This is a genomic window from Nocardia sp. CA-135398 (assembly GCF_050955845.1).
Lineage (GTDB): Bacteria > Actinomycetota > Actinomycetes > Mycobacteriales > Mycobacteriaceae > Nocardia.
Map to the genome: position 1 here is coordinate 2,616,993 of NZ_CP192084.1, position 18,596 is coordinate 2,635,588.

At 65.6% G+C, this 18,596-nt stretch carries 20 protein-coding genes; 13 read left to right on the plus strand and 7 right to left on the minus strand.

Annotation, left to right across the window (positions count from 1 at the left end):
• The first annotated feature begins 72 nt into the window (after window positions 1–72).
• The gene (locus ACQP1T_RS11635; RefSeq protein ID WP_433759943.1) at window positions 73–1,110 is read left to right on the plus strand and encodes a hypothetical protein; all 1,038 of its coding nucleotides are present in this window, start codon (window positions 73–75) and stop codon (window positions 1,108–1,110) included.
• Here the strand turns inward: ACQP1T_RS11635 and ACQP1T_RS11640 are convergent.
• Entirely contained in the window at window positions 1,107–1,898 is a 792-nt protein-coding gene (locus ACQP1T_RS11640) for an SAM-dependent methyltransferase (RefSeq protein WP_433759944.1), read from the minus strand. The two genes, ACQP1T_RS11635 and ACQP1T_RS11640, sit on opposite strands and share 4 nt — an antisense overlap.
• 203 nt (window positions 1,899–2,101) lie before the next feature.
• On the opposite strand from ACQP1T_RS11640, the gene ACQP1T_RS11645 reads away from it, so the two are divergent.
• Both ACQP1T_RS11645 and ACQP1T_RS11650 read left to right on the plus strand, forming a co-directional pair.
• Window positions 2,102–2,677: an RNA polymerase sigma factor gene (locus tag ACQP1T_RS11645; protein WP_433759945.1), complete on the plus strand. Its 576-nt coding sequence runs from the start codon at window positions 2,102–2,104 to the stop codon at window positions 2,675–2,677.
• Window positions 2,670–2,936 carry a hypothetical protein gene (locus ACQP1T_RS11650; RefSeq protein WP_433759946.1) on the plus strand — a complete coding sequence of 89 codons (267 nt, stop codon included), beginning with the start codon at window positions 2,670–2,672 and terminating at the stop codon, window positions 2,934–2,936. Before ACQP1T_RS11645 ends, ACQP1T_RS11650 begins: the two co-directional genes overlap by 8 nt.
• Window positions 2,937–2,982: 46 nt before the next feature.
• Here the strand turns inward: ACQP1T_RS11650 and ACQP1T_RS11655 are convergent, their stop codons facing one another.
• Entirely contained in the window at window positions 2,983–3,396 is a 414-nt protein-coding gene (locus tag ACQP1T_RS11655) for a DUF5997 family protein (RefSeq protein WP_433759947.1), read from the minus strand.
• Window positions 3,397–3,479: 83 nt separating this feature from the next.
• Between ACQP1T_RS11655 and ACQP1T_RS11660 the strand changes: the two genes are divergently transcribed.
• Window positions 3,480–4,400, plus strand: coding sequence for a LysR family transcriptional regulator (locus ACQP1T_RS11660; protein WP_433759948.1), 921 nt, complete (start codon window positions 3,480–3,482; stop codon window positions 4,398–4,400).
• Between the two features lie 39 nt (window positions 4,401–4,439).
• Here the strand turns inward: ACQP1T_RS11660 and ACQP1T_RS11665 are convergent, their stop codons facing one another.
• Window positions 4,440–4,706, minus strand: a complete 267-nt coding sequence (locus ACQP1T_RS11665) for a DUF2631 domain-containing protein (RefSeq protein WP_433759949.1) — start codon at window positions 4,704–4,706, stop codon at window positions 4,440–4,442.
• A gap of 89 nt (window positions 4,707–4,795) precedes the next feature.
• On the opposite strand from ACQP1T_RS11665, the gene dxr reads away from it, so the two are divergent.
• The 5 genes from dxr (at window position 4,796) to ACQP1T_RS11690 (ending at window position 11,508) form a co-directional block, all read left to right on the plus strand.
• Window positions 4,796–5,935, plus strand: coding sequence for a 1-deoxy-D-xylulose-5-phosphate reductoisomerase (gene dxr / locus ACQP1T_RS11670; RefSeq protein WP_433759950.1), 1,140 nt, complete (start codon window positions 4,796–4,798; stop codon window positions 5,933–5,935).
• A gap of 191 nt (window positions 5,936–6,126) precedes the next feature.
• Window positions 6,127–7,329: a M50 family metallopeptidase gene (locus tag ACQP1T_RS11675; protein WP_433759951.1), complete on the plus strand. Its 1,203-nt coding sequence runs from the start codon at window positions 6,127–6,129 to the stop codon at window positions 7,327–7,329.
• 181 nt (window positions 7,330–7,510) lie between these two features.
• A complete protein-coding gene (gene ispG, locus ACQP1T_RS11680; protein WP_433759953.1) occupies window positions 7,511–8,668 on the plus strand; it encodes a flavodoxin-dependent (E)-4-hydroxy-3-methylbut-2-enyl-diphosphate synthase in 1,158 nt (385 codons plus the stop codon).
• Window positions 8,669–8,792: 124 nt separating this feature from the next.
• A complete protein-coding gene (locus ACQP1T_RS11685; RefSeq protein WP_433759954.1) occupies window positions 8,793–9,656 on the plus strand; it encodes a GNAT family N-acetyltransferase in 864 nt (287 codons plus the stop codon).
• Between the two features lie 64 nt (window positions 9,657–9,720).
• Complete coding sequence (locus tag ACQP1T_RS11690; RefSeq protein ID WP_433759955.1) at window positions 9,721–11,508, plus strand: penicillin-binding transpeptidase domain-containing protein; 1,788 nt, start codon at window positions 9,721–9,723, stop codon at window positions 11,506–11,508.
• Here ACQP1T_RS11690 and ACQP1T_RS11695 read toward each other — a convergent pair.
• Window positions 11,502–12,671 (minus strand): BTAD domain-containing putative transcriptional regulator, encoded by a 1,170-nt coding sequence (locus ACQP1T_RS11695; RefSeq protein ID WP_433759956.1) that lies wholly within the window; start codon window positions 12,669–12,671, stop codon window positions 11,502–11,504. The genes ACQP1T_RS11690 and ACQP1T_RS11695 overlap by 7 nt on opposite strands.
• 227 nt (window positions 12,672–12,898) lie before the next feature.
• Between ACQP1T_RS11695 and ACQP1T_RS11700 the strand changes: the two genes are divergently transcribed.
• Window positions 12,899–14,014, plus strand: coding sequence for a hypothetical protein (locus tag ACQP1T_RS11700; protein WP_433759958.1), 1,116 nt, complete (start codon window positions 12,899–12,901; stop codon window positions 14,012–14,014).
• Here the strand turns inward: ACQP1T_RS11700 and ACQP1T_RS11705 are convergent, their stop codons facing one another.
• A complete protein-coding gene (locus ACQP1T_RS11705) occupies window positions 14,015–14,521 on the minus strand; it encodes a peroxynitrite isomerase (RefSeq protein ID WP_433762147.1) in 507 nt (168 codons plus the stop codon).
• Window positions 14,522–14,697: 176 nt separating this feature from the next.
• Between ACQP1T_RS11705 and ACQP1T_RS11710 the strand changes: the two genes are divergently transcribed.
• Window positions 14,698–16,002, plus strand: coding sequence for a TIGR03118 family protein (locus tag ACQP1T_RS11710; RefSeq protein ID WP_433762148.1), 1,305 nt, complete (start codon window positions 14,698–14,700; stop codon window positions 16,000–16,002).
• A 50-nt stretch (window positions 16,003–16,052) separates the two neighbouring features.
• On the opposite strand, the gene ACQP1T_RS11715 is transcribed toward ACQP1T_RS11710, so the two are convergent.
• Entirely contained in the window at window positions 16,053–16,400 is a 348-nt protein-coding gene (locus ACQP1T_RS11715) for a winged helix-turn-helix transcriptional regulator (protein WP_433759959.1), read from the minus strand.
• 109 nt (window positions 16,401–16,509) lie between these two features.
• On the opposite strand from ACQP1T_RS11715, the gene ACQP1T_RS11720 reads away from it, so the two are divergent.
• Window positions 16,510–17,295 carry an SDR family oxidoreductase gene (locus tag ACQP1T_RS11720; RefSeq protein ID WP_433759961.1) on the plus strand — a complete coding sequence of 262 codons (786 nt, stop codon included), beginning with the start codon at window positions 16,510–16,512 and terminating at the stop codon, window positions 17,293–17,295.
• 223 nt (window positions 17,296–17,518) lie between these two features.
• Window positions 17,519–17,956 carry a DUF4254 domain-containing protein gene (locus ACQP1T_RS11725; protein ID WP_433759962.1) on the plus strand — a complete coding sequence of 146 codons (438 nt, stop codon included), beginning with the start codon at window positions 17,519–17,521 and terminating at the stop codon, window positions 17,954–17,956.
• Here the strand turns inward: ACQP1T_RS11725 and ACQP1T_RS11730 are convergent.
• A complete protein-coding gene (locus tag ACQP1T_RS11730) occupies window positions 17,953–18,453 on the minus strand; it encodes a hypothetical protein (protein ID WP_433759963.1) in 501 nt (166 codons plus the stop codon). The two genes, ACQP1T_RS11725 and ACQP1T_RS11730, sit on opposite strands and share 4 nt — an antisense overlap.
• Window positions 18,454–18,596 lie beyond the last annotated feature (143 nt).

The window sequence follows — 18,596 nt, forward strand, 5'->3', positions numbered from 1 at the left end:
AATCACCATACCGCACATGAAGTTCCGTAGCTATGGGGTTGCGTGGCGACGATGCGATCTACGATGCACGGCATGGGTTCGCGTGGTGTGCATTTCGTCGGCAGCTTTCCGGGTACGAGTACCGACGACGCGATGCGCGCGATGCTCGATGCCGCGGGACCGCGCCTACGCACGCTCCCGACCGGCGAAACGCGCCGCTATGAGTTCTACATTCAGCCGATCATCGAGGCTCTGGTTGCGCAGGGCGCATTGGAAGTGAAGAAGTCCGGTACGTGGCGGTCGAGCAGAGAACGGACGATCCATCGCGTCCCGCCCGGCCGCGAGCTGACCGGCGAGATGATGGACCTCGGTTATCTCGCCGAGGCCGAGGAGGCGCTCCCGATATTTCGGGATTTGCGCGCGGCGCGCGAGCTGCCCGAACTAACCCTGCAGATCGGTATGCCGACCGATTTCACCCTGGCCTTCATCGCCATGGGGATTTCCGGTGTCCGGTCGCATCGCAAGGCATTCCGGGACGCGACCGTGCGCGATATCGCGGCCATCCACGAACTGGTCGGTACCGAGGTGGTCGTGCAATTGGAGGCCACCGCGGAAATGGTGCTCATGGCGAAGACACAACCGTTGCACGAGCGGGTGGAGGCGGCATTGCACCTTGGGGAGGGGATCGCCGCGGTGGCCGAATCCTCCCCTGCCGGAACGAAATTCGGTGTTCACCTATGCGTCGGCAGCATGCGCAACAAGTCGCGTGCGCACATGCGTGATCTGCGCCCGTTCGTCGAGCTGGCCAATTCCGTTGTCCGGCAATGGCCATCGGATCGCCCGCTGACCTACGTGCACGGTCCGCTCGCCGCGGGCGATATCCCGCCATCGACGGATCCCGGGTTCTACGCACCGTTGGCTGACCTGGCACTCGACGAGGGCACCAATTTCTATGCGGGATTCGTCCACGACACTCCCACGGTCGCAGAGCAGGTCGAGACCCTACGGATGATCGAGAACGCTCTGGAGAGACCGGTGGACGGCGTCGCGAGTGCCTGTGGCCTCGGTCGCCGTCCACGTCCGATCGCCGACGCGCTCGCGGCCCGCGCCGATACGCTCGCCGCGACCTAGGGCTTGCGACCGATGCCGCCCAACAGCACCAACTTGGTGCGTGGCAGATCGTCGTCGAGCCAATCCTGTACCGGCACCAGACCGGGTTCGACGACCTCGAAACCGTCCAGGTAGGCCGCCACCATATCCGGGGTCCGGAATTGGACCTGCGCCGAACTGCCGTCGGTATCGCCGGTCGACCGCGCCACGAACTCCGTGTAGGTGTCGACCGACCCGTGGGTGAAGGCCAGGATGCTTCCCGGCGCCATCACATCGCGCAGTCGCGCGATGATCCCGGCCGGATCTTCGTCGTCCATCACGAAATGCAGTACGCCGACAATCAGAATCGCTACCGGCTGGTCGAAGTCGATCTGTCCCTCGGTCCGCGCCTTCTCGATGATCTCGTCCGTTCGGCGAATATCACCGAGTATCGATGTGACACCGGACGTACCGGACAGCAGCGCGTTGGTGTGCACGTACACGACCGGGTCGTAGTCGATCATCACGACGCGTGCCGAGGGGTCGACCTTCTGCGCTATCTCGTGCACATTGGGCGAGATGGGGATTCCGGCGCCGATATCGATGAACTGCCGAATCCCCGCCTTCGCCGCGTCTTCCACGGCGTTGAGCAGGAATTTGCGACTGAACCAGGCCGTCGTCTTGGTGTCCGGCGCGACTGCGAGCATTCGCTCGGCGACTCGCTGGTCCACCTCGTAGTTGTCCTTACCGCCGAGCAGGTAGTTGTACACCCGAGCAGCGTTGGGCTTGGATGGATCGACGCGCACCGGCGCCCGATCGGCCTCAGCCACCGCACCTCCCTTTATTTCCCTGGGCACATGGTAACAACGTCTGGTCGTTTGTCCGCATGGATCGAGCCGCACCGCTGGATTGCGGTGAATCCTTTGTGCCGGTTTACACCTCTCATACTTGTGTCGGCAACACGGTCGGCACGAGATCGGAGGTTTGTCGTGATCATTGCCGCGATTGTTGTTGGGGCGCTGCTCATTTGCGCGTGCAGCATCACCGTGCTGCGGCGGTGGAGCCGGTCGCGGTGACCGAGGTGTGCTGGCCCGACGAACATCTCGTCGCCGCGGCGCGGGCGGGCGATATCGAGTCGATCACCTCGCTGGTGTCCGGATCGCATCCACATGTGCGGCGGTTCGCCTACTCGCTGTGCGCGACGCCGGAGGATGCCGAGGACGCGGCGCAGGAGGCGTTGATCATTCTGTATCGCAAGATCGGGACACTGCGGGCATCGGGTGCGTTGGCCTCGTGGATGTTTCGGATCGTGCGCAATGAATGTCTGCGGCAAGTGCGGTTGCGTGTGCGTCGGGCCGAGGCGGTTCCCGACTCGGCTATCGCCTCGGCGGAAGAAGAGGCGATCAATCGATTGGAGGCCGAGCGGGTGGCCGCCGCGATCGCGGCACTGCCCGGCGACCAGCGGCGGGTGCTGATCATGCGAGATGTGCAGGGGTACAGCGGTCGAATGGTCGCGGATCTGCTCGGACTGAGCACCGCGGCGATGAAATCACGGCTGCATCGGGCACGTTCGGCGGTGCAGCAGAGTTTGGAGGTCGGTAATGCCTGACGAGTTCGCCAGTGCGTCGTTATCGCGCCACTTGGCCCGTGGCGCAATCGGATTCGGCGCTGTCATCGCTTCGTTCGCCCTCATGCCGGCGGTTGGCCCGATCAGCCTGCTGCTCCTACCGGTCGGGCTCGTCGCCCTGCGCGGCTGCCCGACCTGCTGGGCGATCGGCTTGCTGCAGACCCTCTCGCGCGGCCGACTGCAGCGCTCGTGCACCGACGGAGCCTGCCAACTGGTCGCCACGAAACCCGGTGCGACGTAATCGCTTCCGCCGAAATACAGCCGCACCCCCGTCGGGTGCGGCTGTGCTAGGTGCGGTTCTTGGCGGGCCGGTTGGCGGCGGCGCGGCGTTCGGCCTGCTGGGTTTTGATGCGCTCGTTTTCCTTGCGCACCGCGGCGTAGTTCTCGCGCTCGCGGATCAGCCATTCGGGCGGGTCGGCGAGCAGGGCGGCGATTTCCTCGGCGTCCATCGCGTCGGAGACCTCGGCGCGGGCCAGGGCGGTATTGGAAACTCCGAGTTTGCGGGCGACGATATCGCGCGGGAAGGGGCCGGTCTTGCGCAGTTCGGTCAGCCAGGCCGGGGGATCGGTGCGCAACTGTTCGAGTTCGGCGCGCGAGATCGGGGAGTTGCGGAATTCCTCAGGCGTCGCCGGAAGGTAGATGCCGAGCTTGTTCGCCGCGGTCAGCGGCTTCATGGTCTGCGGTTTCTTATCCGGGCTCACCGCTATAGCGTATCCGGCCCGGCGGCGGCTCCAGACCACCCGCCTGGCGAGTCGATGGCGCCGTTGGCAATACCCTCTTACGAATGAACCCCGAGTCCATCGACGTGACCCACCTGCGCTGGTTTGTCGCGGTTGCCGAGGAACTGCATTTCGCGCGCGCGGCGAAATCGCTGCACATTTCGCGGCAGAAGTTGAGTCACACGGTGATCGACTTGGAGCACGAACTCGGGACCAAACTCTTTGTACCCGGCGCTCAGCCGACGCAGCTGACCGAGGCCGGACAGCAGTTGCTGCGCGAGGCCAGGGACATCATCGCGCGCGGCGAAGAGCCCGAGCCGGTGGCCCCGGCGGATGTCGCGCTGCGGGTCGGCTTCGTACCCGGCGTCACGGTCTCCAAGTGGACGCGGATCTGGGGTGAGCGGTTTCCGGATGCCACTCTGGAGGTCATCCCGATTCCGATGGCCGAACAACTCGCCGCGCTGCGCGCCGGGCAAGTCGACGCCTGCTTCGTCCGCCTCCCCATTGATCGTGCAGGTCTGAGCGCGATTTCGCTCTACCGTGAGCTGCCCGTCGTCGTGCTGCCCAAGGACCACACCCTGTCACTTTTCGAACAGGTCGGCATGGGCGATCTGGAGGGCGAACGGATCCAGGACTCGCGCGATATCGATGCGATCGCGGGCACCATCGAATTGGTCGCGGCCGGTGTCGGCGTCGCCATCGTTCCGCATTCCATCGCCCGCCTGCACGCCCGCCGTGACCTCGTCTACCGGACGATGATGGGCGTCCCGGAGACCGAAATCGCTCTGGCCTGGCCCGCCGCACAGACCACAGAACTGATCGAGGAGTTCGTCGGCATCGTGCGCGGCCGCTCGGAACGCAGCTCGCGCGCCCAGGCTCAGCGCAAGGAGCCCGAGCCGAAGAAAACCACCGCCAAGCGCTCGGCGAGGAATGTCGTCAAGAATGCCGGAGCCAAGAAGAAGCCCGCCAAGCGACGAGGCCGTTAGGCGGGCGAATCCCCCAGCAAGTCAACAACTTTCGGTGAACTACCGAGGCTTGCGGCGCAGAATCGAGTCGCGGATCAAGATGCCCGCGATCACGGCCGCGAAACCGACAAGGAACACATCCTCGATGTGGCCCTTGTGGTTGCCGATCGTCATGGCCAGCAGGATCACGCAGACGACCCAGCCCGCGACACGGAAGGTGCGGCGTGATTCTCCACTCCAGCCCCATTCGGCGGACGGAACCTCGGCGGTGTCCACATGGGTGACGATTGCGCGGTCACTGGTGGGTTCGAGTTCCGTGGCGGCCACGATCGCTCCTTAGCTCGGTATGGGTGTTGCTGCCGATATCGTGGCATACGACCGCTCGTCGTAGCCAGCACCCCTGCCACAATGGGGCCGTGTCCGACATCGTGAGAGTCCTTCTGCTCGGCAGCACCGGTTCCATCGGTACCCAGGCGCTCGAGGTGATTGCCGCCAATCCCGACAAGTTCGAGGTGGTCGGCCTGGCCGCGCGTGGCGGCAATACCGAGCTGCTCGCGGCCCAGATGGCCGCCACCGGGACCCGCAATGTCGCGGTCGCCGATCCGGCCGCGGGCACCCGACTCGACCTGGCACTGAGCGGCCCCGGCGCGGTCACCGAACTGGTGCACCGCACCGAGGCCGATGTCGTACTCAACGCATTGGTCGGTTCGCTCGGTCTGGAGCCGACCCTGGCCACCCTGCAATCGGGCACCCGACTGGCGCTGGCGAATAAGGAATCGCTCGTCGCGGGCGGCTCGCTGGTCACCCGCGCCGCCGCACCCGGCCAGATCGTGCCGGTCGACTCCGAACATTCCGCGCTGGCCCAGTGCCTGCGCGGTGGTCGGGCCGAGGAGGTGGATCGGCTGGTGCTGACCGCGTCGGGCGGTCCGTTCCGTGGCTGGACCACCGAAATGCTGGAATCGGTGAATCCGTCCGAGGCGAAGGCGCATCCGACCTGGTCGATGGGTCTGATGAATACGCTGAATTCGGCATCGCTGGTGAACAAGGGCCTCGAACTGATCGAGACGCATCTGCTGTTCGGGGTGCCCTACGACCGCATCGATGTGACGGTGCATCCGCAGTCGATCGTGCACTCCATGGTCACCTTCAAAGACGGCTCCACGCTGGCCCAGGCCAGCCCGCCCGATATGAAACTGCCGATCGCACTGGCCCTCGGCTGGCCCGATCGCGTGCCGGGCGCGGCCGCCGCCTGCGACTTCAGCACCGCGTCGACGTGGGAATTCGAGCCGGTCGACAATGCGGTATTCCCGGCGGTCGAGCTGGCCAGGCAGGCGGGCACCGCGGGCGGCAGCGTCACCGCGGTCTACAACGCGGCGAATGAGATTGCGGTGCAAGCCTTTTTGGACGGGGTCATTCGTTTCCCGGATATCGTGCGCACTGTTGCCCGCGCGGTCGAGGCGGCCGATCGGTGGCGCGCCGAGCCCGAGACTTTGCAGGACGTACTCGCCGCCGACACCTGGGCCCGCGACTACGCGCGGACACTGGTAAACCGCTGATCGAACCGTATGGGGCGCGCCGTAGGGCGGCGGCCTGGCAGACTTAGCGGAGAGGGTTCGTCGGCGTGCGGTTACTGTGGTCGGGGTGCTCGCGGCGCGGACGGACGCGCCTGTGCGGGTAATCGCGGCCGCTGTGGGCGGCCGCACTTCATTCGAGGCGAGCTGCGCAACGCAGGAGGGCTGTACAGCAAATGGTGTTCGCGTTGGGGTTCGTACTGTTCGCCCTCGGCATCACGATATCGATCGCGCTGCACGAATGCGGGCATATGTGGGCCGCCCAGTCCACCGGCATGAAGGTGCGGCGCTATTTCATCGGCTTCGGGCCCAAGATTTTCTCGTTCCGGCGCGGTGAAACCGAATACGGCCTCAAGGCGCTCCCGCTCGGCGGCTTCTGCGATATCGCGGGCATGACCGCCCTGGACGAACTCGCGCCCGAGGATCTCCACCGGGCCATGTACCGGCAGGAGACCTGGAAGCGCCTGGTCGTGATGTTCGGCGGGATCGCGATGAACTTCGTGCTCGGCTTCCTGCTGCTGGTCGTGCTCGCGATCGGCTGGGGCCTGCCGCGCTTCGATCAGCCGCCCGCCACCACCATCGGCGCGATGAAATGCGTCGCCCAGCAGAATCCGGACAAGTCGCTTGCCGACTGCCAGGGCACCGGTCCGGCGCAGCGGGCCGGTATGCAGCGTGGTGACGTGGTCAAGGCCGTCAACGGCGTGAAGGTGACGACCTGGCAGCAGTTCACCGCCGAAACGCAGAAGCAGACCGGCCCTTTCGCCTACACCATCGAGCGTGACGGTCGGACCCAGACCATCGAGGTCACCCCGGAACGCGTCACGCGCTACCCCGACGACGGTAGTCCGGGTCGCGAGGTCAGTGCGGTCGGCGTCGGGTCGGAGTACTACGAACCACTGAAGTACAACGCGCTGGCCGCGATTCCGGCCGCGGGCGCGTACACCGGGCAGATGTTCGTGCGCACCGTGGAATCGCTGGCTCAGATGCCACAGAAAGTTTCCGCGCTGTGGACCGCGGTGACCGGTGGTGAGCGCGATCCGGAAACGCCGGTCAGTGTGTACGGCGCGAGCAAGATCGGCGGCGAGACCGCCGAGCGCGGCCTGTGGGGCGTGTTCATCCTGGTCCTGGCCAGCCTGAATTTCTTCCTCGGCGCATTCAACCTGTTGCCGCTGTTGCCGCTGGACGGCGGGCATATCGCGGTGGTGGTCTACGAGAAGATCCGCAATACCGTGCGCGGCTGGAAGGGGCTGGCCCCGGGCGGTCCGGTCGACTATCTGAAACTGCTTCCGGTGACCTACGTCGCAGTGGTGATCGGCGGTGCGTATATGGTGCTCACGCTGGTCGCCGACATCGTGAATCCGATCCAGTTGTTCCGCTGACGTGCTGATCTGTCGCGGTTGTGCCGCGATAATCACCGCAAATGCCGGATTGCTGGCATTTCGGGACATCTGTGTGTCATGACTCATGTCATGGCAGTCACAGGGTGAGCAGCCGCGGCACGCGGCTAAGCTCGGTAGGCGAACGGCCCGAAAAAGTACGCACGAAAGTAGGCAGCCGAAAGTGACCAGCACAATCGGATTGGGGATGCCGACCGCACCCGCGGCCGTTCTCGCGCCTCGCCGCAAGACCCGCCAGTTGATGGTGGGCAATGTGGGCGTCGGCAGCGATCACCCGATTTCCGTGCAGTCGATGACCACCACCAAGACCCACGACGTCAACGCCACCCTGCAGCAGATCGCCGAACTGACGGCCTCGGGCTGCGATATCGTGCGCGTCGCCTGTCCGCGCCAGGAGGACGCCGACGCATTGGCGACCATCGCGCGCAAGAGTCAGATCCCGGTTATCGCGGATATCCATTTCCAGCCGCGCTATATCTTCGCCGCGATTGATGCGGGTTGTGCCGCGGTGCGCGTGAACCCGGGCAATATCAAGGAATTCGACGGCCGGGTCGGCGAGGTGGCCAAGGCCGCGGGCGCTGCGGGCATCCCGATCCGCATCGGCGTGAATGCCGGTTCACTGGATAAGCGGATGTTGGAGAAGTACGGCAAGGCGACGCCGGAGGCGCTGGTCGAATCGGCGCTGTGGGAGGCGAGCCTGTTCGAGGACCACGGCTTCGGCGATATCAAGATCTCGGTCAAGCACAACGATCCGGTGGTCATGGTCGAGGCCTACCGCCAGTTGGCCGCGCAATCCGATTACCCGCTGCACCTCGGTGTGACCGAGGCCGGTCCGGCGTTTCAGGGCACGATCAAGTCCGCCGTCGCATTCGGTGCGTTGCTGTCGGAGGGCATCGGCGACACGATCCGGGTATCGCTGTCCGCGCCGCCTGCCGAGGAGGTCAAGGTCGGCGGGCAGATTCTGCAGTCGCTGAACCTGCGCCCGCGCAAGCTCGAGATCGTCTCCTGTCCGTCCTGCGGTCGCGCCCAGGTCGATGTGTACACCTTGGCCAATGCGGTGAGCGCCGGTCTGGAGGGCATGGAGGTGCCGTTGCGGGTGGCCGTGATGGGCTGTGTGGTGAACGGTCCGGGTGAGGCGCGCGAGGCCGATCTCGGTGTCGCCTCGGGCAACGGCAAGGGCCAGATCTTCGTGAAGGGCGAGGTCATCAAGACCGTGCCGGAGGCGCAGATCGTGGAGACCTTGATCGAAGAGGCCATGCGCATTGCCGAGGAGATGGGCGAGACGGCAGGCGCGGGCGATCCCGTCGTCACGGTCGGCTGATCTTTTCGGGCGACCCGCAAGCGATCGCCACGGCTGACCTTTTCGGGCGACCCGCAAGCGATCGTTGCGGGCGGGTTCCCGAGTAGCCGTACCGGAGTCGGCCGATTCGTGGCAGGCTGTCGATGTGCGGAGTCTGCTGGAGCCGGCGCGACGGGCCAAGGATGCCCCCGCGCGTCAGCTCGCGAATCGGGATCTGGCACAGGTGCTGCGGGTGCTGGACAGCGATCCGATCGCCTCGTGCATGGTGGCGGCACGGTTACAGGAATTCGGCTTGGATACCGGTGTCGGTCACGGCGAACTGTGGAGTCGGGGTGGACCGTCGGAGTCCCTGTGCTTCTCCGGTGCGAATCTGGTGCCCCTGCGCGGTGACGAGGATGCGTTGCGCGCCTTCGCCACGCGGGCGGTCCGCTGGCCGCGGGTGTGTTCTTCGGTGGTCGGGCGTCAGGAATTGACGCTGCCGCTGTGGGAGATGTTGTCCGCGCATTGGGGACCCGAACGCGAGCTACGCGGTGCGCAGCCACTGTTGGCCATGGGCCAGCCCGCGCTGGCCACCGCCGATACGCAGGTCCGCCGAGTTCGGCCCGATGAGTTGGAGCGCTATCTCACCGCGGCGATCGCCATGTTCATCGAGGAGGTCGGGGTCGATCCGCGCGTGGGTGACGGCGGCCGCGGCTATCGGCGCCGGATCCAGAGCCTGATCGAATCCGGCCGCGCCTGGGCGCGTTTCGAGGACGGCGAAGTGGTGTTCAAGGCCGAGGTCGGATCGCTGTCCCGGCGGACCGGGCAGATCCAGGGCGTGTGGGTGCATCCCGAACGGCGCGGCGGGGGGCTTGGCACCCGCGGTACGGCCGCCGTGGCGAATGCGGTGGTGGCCTCGGGCCGGACTGCCAGTCTGTATGTGAACGACTACAACAACATCGCCCGCCGGGCCTACAGCCGAGTCGGGTTCCGGCAGATCGCTACCTTCGCCACAGTGCTGCTCGACTGAACGCGGCGCCGAACATCGGTGTGCCACAGCCGTTTGCCCGGCATTGACTATACGATCGGTCCCGATGTCGACTCGCATGCTCATTACGCTGGCCGTCGCGGCGCTCGCGGTGGCGGGATCCGGCTGCTCGGCCAGCCCACAGGGACCGGTGCCCGCGGCCGACGCCTTCCTGGCCGCCTTCGCCGAGCGCGACATCGATGCCGCGGCCGAACTCACCGGTCAGCCCGAGAAGGCAACCGCCGCACTGCGTTCGGCATGGGCGGAGTTGCAGGCCGAGAAGTTGACCGCGCATACCGGGGCGGCCAGGGTGACCGGCGATACCGCCACCGTCGACTACACCTACGAGTGGCGCCTGCCCAAGAATCGGATCTGGAAATACACCGGCCAATTGCAGATGGGTCGCAGCGACGGTCGCTGGACGGTGCGCTGGACCTCCTCCGATATCCACCCCAAACTCGGCGACACCCAGACCATGGCACTGCGGGCCAACCCGGCCCCGCGGGCCAGGGTGAACGAGCAATCCGGCAGCGATGTGCTGGTGCCGGGCAAGGTATCTCGGGTCGCGTTCACCGTGTCCTCCGCTCCGGATCCGGGTTACACAGCGAACTCGCTTGCGGCGGCGCTGAACCGCTTCGACGAGCGACTCACCCCCGAGTCGATCCTGAATGCGGCATACGCCGCCAAGGGCGAGTACACCGTCGCGCTCTTGAGCGAGTACGAATATGAGCAGGTCAGTGCCGATCTCATCGGCCTGCCCGGAGTCACGGTGACCCAACAGTGGGATATGGTCGCCACCGACCGGGATTTCGCACCTGATTTGCTCGCCCAGGTTCGCAAGACGGTTATCGCCGAGGTGGACGGCAAAGCGGGTTGGAGCGTTGTCACCATGAACGCCAACGGCGCCGATACCGACGTACTCACCGAGGTACCCGCACAACCCGCCCCGTCGTTCTCGCTCAGTATCGATCGCAATGTGCAGAACTCGGCACAGCGGGCCGTCAACGGCCGCGCGGAACAGACCATGATGGTGGTGCTGCGGCCCTCGACCGGCGCGATTCTCGCTGTCGCACAGAACAAGGCGGCCGACCGCGACGGTCCGGTGGCCACCATCGGTCAGTATCCGCCGGGCTCGGTCTTCAAGACGGTGACTGCGGCCGCGGCCATGTCACTCGGAAAGGCCACGCCCGAAACGGTTTTGCCGTGTCCGAGCCGAATTAACGTCGGGGAGCGGACAATTCCGAACTACAACCTCTTCCAACTCGGTGACGTGCCGATGGCCACCGCCTACGAGCGATCCTGCAATACCGCGTTCGCGAAATTGGCCAGCGCGCTGCCCGGCGACGCGCTGCACGATACCGCCGCGAAATTCGGTGTGGGACAGGGATATACGGTTCCCGGCCTGCCGACCGAATCGGGTTCGGTGCCACCGGCCGACGATATGATCCAGCGCACCGAGGACGGCATCGGCCAGGGCAAGGTGGTGGTGAGTCCGTTCGGAATGGCGGTGCTAGCCGCGACCGTCGCGCACGGGTCCGCGCCGGTGCCGTATCTGATCGCGGGGCGGACCACCGAGATCAAGGGGGACCGTCCGGCTATCGGTGCGGAGGTCATCGATGGTCTGCGCGTGATGATGCGCAAGGTGGTCACCGGCGGTACCGCCGAACGCATTGCCGACCAGGGTGAGGTATACGGCAAGACCGGAGAGGCCGAGGTCGACGGCGGCTCGCATTCGTGGTTCGTCGGCTATCGCGGGGATCTGGCCTTCGCGACATTGCTGGTGAAGGGCGGCAGTTCGGACCATGCCGTCGCGGTGACGCGCGATATGCTCGCCGCCCTGCCCGCGGGTTATTGAACCCGCCTGGAGTTGGTGCGACTGGTGGATTCCGGCGGCGTGCCGCGATCGGGCATCTCGTAACGCAGTGTGGTGGAACCGATTCGGATGACATCGCCGTGCGCGAGTGCGGTATCGGCGCCGATCGGCACACCGTTGACGTAGACGCCATTGGCCGAATCCCGATCCCGGATGAAAATCCGGTTGTCGCGCGGCACGATGCGCGCGTGCTTGCGGCTGACCCGGGCATCGTCGAGCACGATGTCGTTATCCCATTCGCGGCCGATTCGCAGCCCGGTCGCCGGTATGGCGATCGCTTCACCGTCGCCGACCCGCAGCCAGGCCTGCCGCAGTAGATCTGGCAGATCCCGCTTGGTCGCCCCGGGCGAGGAGGACACCGTCGGCAGTGCCTGCTGGCTGCGGATCGCCTCCTCCAGTGCCAGGGTGCGCGGATCCGGATCGATGCCCTGTTCGTCGGCGAGGTTGCGGCGGATGCGTAGGCACGCGGCGAGTGCGTCGGCCTGGCGGCCGGCCCGGTAGAGCGCGGAGATGAACAGTCGCCAGAGTCGCTCGTTCACGGCGTGTTCGGCGGTCAATGCGGTCAGCTCGCCGAGGACCGCGCCCTCGCGTCCGCACGCGATATCCGCGTCGAGGCGATCGGCGATGGCATTCAACCGGCGTTCTTCCATATCGGTGCCGAAATTGTCGGCGAAACGCAGGCCGCGCAGTCCGGCGACCGCCTCACCGCTCCACTGCGCGAGCGCGTCGGCGAAACATTCGGCCGCGGTTTCCAAATCGCCGGTGGTGAAGGCCAGCGAGCCCTGGGTTCTGGCCCGCTCGAAGCGGCCGACATCGCATTGATCCTCGCCGATATCGAGCAGATATCCGGCGTGCACGGTGCGCAGCACGGCCCGATCGTCGACCCCCGTCGCGCGCAGAATCGTGCGCAGATTCGAGACGTAGGCGTAGAGGCCGTCGACCGAGCGATTCGGCATCTCCTCTTCCCAGATGCTGTTCGCCAGTGTGGTTTTCGCGACGGCATTGCGACGGTTGATGACGAGCATGGCGAGCAGCGCGCGGAGTTTGGCGCCGGGCAACGGTATCGCCTGATCGTCGACCAGCAGGCGCACCGGTCCGAGCACTCGAAGATCGAGCGCCGGTTGATTCGAGCCCGCAGAGCCCACCAGATTCCCTCCGAGCGCAATCCGCTTCCGGACCGCCGCTGCCCCACGGCTGTTTCGCCGACGGAAGCGTCACGCGATGGAATTCAGCATACGCATCGATGGCACGCCGTGCCGGTAGCGACTACGCCCTCGGCGAAACAACTACGCGCCGTACCGAATTCGGATCGATAATGTGATCGTCCACCACCCGGCTGGACCTCGTCGGCGATGTTGTTGGAGTTGACCGGATGGATGATGTACTGCTGAGCCCGCCGGATGCGGCCGAAGTGGCGCTGCTGGCCAGTGGTGTGGTCGCCGCGGCGTCCGGTGCGGACGGGCTGACCCCGTTGCAGCAGTTGCTGATTCCGTCGCTGTTCCTGTCGATGACCGGGCATCGGGTCGAGTTGGCAACCCTGCCGTCCATCGATGCCGAGACCTTGGCGGCCGGGCTGGCCCGGCGCAACCGGATCTTCCGGGAGCGAATCGTGCAGACGATGCTGCTGTCCGCGTTGGTCGTGAGGCCGTTGCCGTCGACCATCGCGACCAAACTGCGGGAATTCGCCGACGCGCTCGAGGTCGACGACGACATGATCGCGGTGGCGCAGAAGTACGCCGAGGGCGCGATCGAACTCGCCGCGGTCGACTTCGACCGCAACGGTTATCTCGGCGGGTTGGATCCGAGCCGGTTGACCGCATTGCACACCGAAAGTCTGGATTCGTCCTGGGGACAGGTCAGCGATGATCCGGCCTTGGCCGCGCGCTGGGCCACCCTGCGTGAGTTGCCCGTCGGCACACTCGGGCGCGGCGTCGCCGATTTCTATGCCGATCGTGGTTTCGTCACGCCCGGTCTGCCTGGTTCCGCGCCGCCACTGCTCGCCCAGCACGACTGGGTGCACGTGCTCGCCGGATACGGCACCACGCTGGAGAACGAGATCGAGGTATTCGCCTTCATGGCGCGCGCCAATGACGATCCGCGCGCGTTCAGCCTGCTCGCCATGGTGATTTCGCTTTTCGAAACCGGCTACCTACAAACCGGAGCCGGGTTGTTCGAAGCCAACGAAGGACATTTGAGCACCGCGGGCATGGCGACCCGTCTCGGCGATGCCATGCGACGCGGCGCACTCACCCATGGCAGCCACGATTTCCTCGACCTGGACTGGTTCACGATCGCTGATCGGCCGATCGCGGTGGTGCGCAATGAGATCGGGTTGACGGCGAAGTCGGCCGAAGCCCTCGCCGCGGGCTCCGTCGGCGCATGGGAAACGGGCGGCATCACGCCGTACCAACTGCATTCGGCCGAGGCCGCCGCTCAGGCCGAGGGCAGGGTGTATATGCCCTGGCGTCCGGATCCGTCCCGCGACTGATCAGGCGCGGTGCAGTGTCGCCGCGAGGTGGTGGGTCAGTGGTTCGCCGACCGCGGCCATGCGCAGGGTGTAGTCGATGGTGTCGCCGGTCAATGTGATCGAACGGCCGAGGGCGGTCACCACTTTCGCGGTACTGCTGCGGCCGATGCTGGTCGATTCGAATTCCATCCGCAGTTCACCATCGATGATGGTGAGGCTGCCCTCACAGATCTCGGTGATGCCGGTCGGGTGGGCCAGGATCAATTCGACGTGATCCGGGCGCGGGCAACGCAGATAGCCGGTTTCGGCGTGCATCGGTCGGCTGCCGTCGGCCGCGCGGGTGCGCTGCCGGTAGGTGAGGAACGGTCGACCGAGGTGGCCGAACTTTACTTCCTCGACATAGTCGAACGACTCGATGGTCGGGTACTCACCACGCCCTGGTCCGCGCCATGTGCCGAGCAATGGTGCGAGCGGAGCGATATCCGGATGGGGGGCGACGGAAGGTTGAGGGGCGACCACGCGCGACAGCTTAAACCTGTCGGATCCCGGGTGTTCCGATACGGTCGAAATTCCGCCAAGGTAAGGTTAGCGTCGCCTAATCGCCACATGAGGGTTGCGAGTGGCTGGAAAGGACGAAGAAGTTGAACGCACGCCTTAGTGAATCGCGCCGCAACGGTGCCCGGCGGTCGCGGACCCGTAACGGTCTGCTGCGCGCATCGGTGCTCGGCGCTGCCTTGGTCGTGGCCGCGGCATGCTCGGATTCGAAGTCGTCTAACGATGAAGTGCCTGCCCTCGACGGCAATCACTACGCGCAGACCAACCTCGCCGCCAACAATGCCGAATACAAAGCGCAGTACACCTTTCCGGATATGGTGAACGCGTGGGGGCTAGCCGATCGCCCCAAGGGTGCGGGCGGGCATTTCTGGGTCGGCGCCGGGGGTAAGTCCTTCCAGTTCGTCGGGGATGTCAGCGCGTCCGCAGATCCCAAGGTGCAGAAGCTGTTCCAGGATCCACTGCAGATCGTCACGATTCCGGGCGCGGATGCCGACACCTCCGATAAGAGCATCGGCAAGACCACCGGCGTCGTCTTCAACGGCGCTCCCATCACCTCTGATCTGTTCGTCGTGCGCGACCAGCCGGTGGACGTCGACGGTGCGCCGGTGCCGCTGACCGGTTCGTCGCGGTTCATCTTCGCCACCGACTCCGGCAAGATTTCGGCATGGACCGAGCAGGGTCCCGAGGGCGCGATCATCCGGCATGATGGTCCGGCGAACCTGGTCTTCGACGGCGAATCCCAGGGCATGGCGTTCTTCGGCATCGCGCTTGCCCCGTCCGGTGACAAGCTGCTCGCCGCCGATTTCGGCGAGAACCCGCAGATCCGCACCTTCGACAAGGACTGGCAGCTGATCCCGACCGTCGGCTTCGCCAACCCCTTCGCCACCGGCGATCAGATCGACGCGGCCGCACCGGATAAGGGCAAGAAGGCCAAGCCCGGCGATCCCGCGCCGTTCAACGTGACCACCATCGGCAACCGGGTATTCGTCTCCTACGCGGACACCAAGCCCGATGAGCAGGACGCCGCCAAGTTCGACAAGGCCGAAGAGGATTCGCTCGACAAGGACCAGGAGAAGGACGCCAAGGGCAAGCCCGCCAAGGGCAAGGTCGCGGAATTCGACGGCAGCGGCAAGCTGGTCCGCATCCTCGACGACGGCGGTCGCCTCAATGCGCCGTGGGGTGTCGCGGTGGCGCCCGCGAACTTCGGTCCGCTCAGCGGCAAGCTGCTGGTCGGCAACTTCGGCGGCCTCGGCCATGTGCTCGCCTACGACGACGCCACCGGCAAGTTCGTCGACTACCTGCGCGATGAGAAGGGCCAGCCGGTCGAGATCGAAGGTCTGTGGGCCCTGATGTTCGGCAATGGCGAGAGCCTGGGCGATGCCGATTCGCTGTACTTCACCGCGGGTCCGGATGACGAGAAGGAAGGTCTGTTCGGCAAGCTCCGCTTGAAGTAACCCTTGGATAGGCGAAGGCGGTTCCCGGTCGGGGACCGCCTTTGTCGTAGCTACTGCTCGGGATCGGGGGATGGCGGGGTCCAGCGTTCGGACCAGCTCCATAGTGGTTGCAGGGCCGCGGTGAGGTCCAGGCCCGCCGGGGTGAGTTCGTAGGTTTTGTCGGCGTTCTTGCTGATCACGCCCGCGGTCTGGAGGTGTTGCAGGCGAGTCGAGAGCATGCTCGACGAGCAGTTGCCCATGCGGCGGCGCAGTTCGAGGAAGCCGAGGCGGCCGGGTTCCAACTCCCAGAGCACGCGCAGGATCCAGCGTTGGCCGATGAGCTCCATGGTGGCCAGCATGGGCGCGTGCGCCGGGTCGTTTCGCCCGCGCGACGGCTTGGCTCCATTTGCACTTCTCATTTCGAACTACCATAGTGATTCTAAATTAGAAGCATTGCTGTGGGCGCGAACAAGCAACACAGCCGAGCGCCTCGCTCGTACCGGAGCCGAGCGCAAGTGAGGTGTGGGCATGAGCGAGAGGCAGATGGTGGGCGACTCGACGGAACGACGGATTGTGCTGATCACCGGCGCGTCGCGGGGGATCGGAGCCGAGACGGCGAAAGTGCTGGCGGCGGGCGGTGATCACGTGATCATCAACTATCGGGAGAAGCGCAAGCGCGCCCAGACGATCGCCGATGAGATCGGTGCCGCTGGCGGCAGTGCCTCGATCGCCGGTGCGGATATCGCGGATGCGGACGCCACCGCGGCCATGATCGCCGAAGTGGTGGCGGAGTTCGGTCGGCTGGATGTGTTGGTGCTCAACGCGTCCGGCGGTCTCGAGCGCGATGCCGCGCCCGACTATGCGACGGCGTTGAACCGTGACGCGCAGGTCCGTCTGGTGCGGGAAGCCTTGCCGCACCTGCCATCCGGCGGCCGGATCGTCTTCGTGACCAGCCATCAGGCCCACTTCCACGGCCGCAAACCCGTTCCGGCGGACTATGAGCCGATCGCCGCGAGCAAGCGTGCGGGTGAGGACGCCTTGCGTGCGATGATTCCGGAGCTGACCGAGCATGGCATCGGGCTGAATGTGGTGTCCGGCGACATGATCGATGGCACGATCATCGTGCGCCTACTGGAACGTCGCAATCCCGAGGCGGTTTCGGCTCGCCGCGATCACGGCGCACTGCCGACCATCGAGGAGTTCGCCGCCGTCGTCGGCGAGGCCGCAAGTGCCGCAAGCGAATCCGGTCGCACGTTCTATGTCGGCGGTCAGGACTATCTGACCGATGGCCTGGGCCGAGACATACCCGCCTAGTCGAGGCTTCTCGCTTGCTCACCGCCGGACCATAGCTTGGGTTACTGCGTATTTGCCACGAAGGCGAATGTCTGTAACAGATTGATATCGACGGTTTCTGTTCGCGGGGGCGGATCTGGGTCGATAATCGAAGCGTCGCGTGTGGTCGTGCGGTGCGGAAACGGCGTTGCTGGTCGGGAGGTTCGCCGACCGCGACGCGGTCCGGCGTCAGCGGGAGGCCCAGATGAGGAATGTCGAAAGTAACCGGATGATTCCGGGGCGGGATATGTTGCTGTCTGCATGCCGCGGGCTACCGCACGACGATCATCCGATGTTGGAGGCGGCGGGGGAATTGGCGCAGCTGCACGAAATTCGCGAGCGGACGCCGGTGTCCGAGATGGCCAAGCTGGATCGGCGACGTGCCCAACTGGTGCGCTCGATCGACGTGTGGGTGGCGCTGGCGATGCCGGTGCCGTGCTCGGAGGCGCAGTTGACCTCCGAAACCGTCGGCCAGCTGGTGGATCGGCTGGCCAGAATGACCGCGCAGGCCTTCGTGCCACTGTCCGCGGCGCCCGAGGCCGTCTTCTATGAGGCGTGGGTGCAGCTCAACGAGCTGGCCGATAGCTATCAGGATCTCGTCGATGGACTACGGGAGGGCACCCGCCGACTACCCGGTGGCTAGCGCCCGCGCCCGAACAGTCGGAACGAACGCGTCGGGCGGCGCGGCAGGGTGGCATAGACCATGGTCATATCGGCGAATACCTCGGCTTCCCGTTCACCATCGGCGCCGAACTGCTCGCGGCCGAGCACGTGCTTGATCGACGACGGTGAGATGGACGGCAACAGTGCGGCCAGCGACGGTGTGATCGGCTTGCCTGCCTCCGCGCCTTCCTTGCCGTGCCCGAACAGCATGTGACCGATCTCGTGCAGGATGATGTGATCCGCATTGCGCTCGGTGGCGGACGCGTCGTAGACGATGATGTCGTCGTGACCGCGCGCGACCCAGAGTCCGCTGCCGCGACAACCGATATCCGCGAGCGCGGCGGCGGGGATCGCCTGCAGCGAGATGGAACGACCACGGTGCGCGGCGACACTTGCGAGGTAGGCGGACAGATTCCAAGGACTGGGGAGGGGCACGGTCCGCGCTGCTTCACGGAAACGGGCTTCCATGCTGGTCATCGGGGCATACATTACTCACCCCGTGCGCGGTAGTCACTTCGCGAATCGGACATTCCGTCGAAACCGATAGCGGTGCTGCATCATTCACCTACCCGTGAGCCACCGTTCGTGTCGAATCGGCAGACACCTTGGTGGGATTCCTC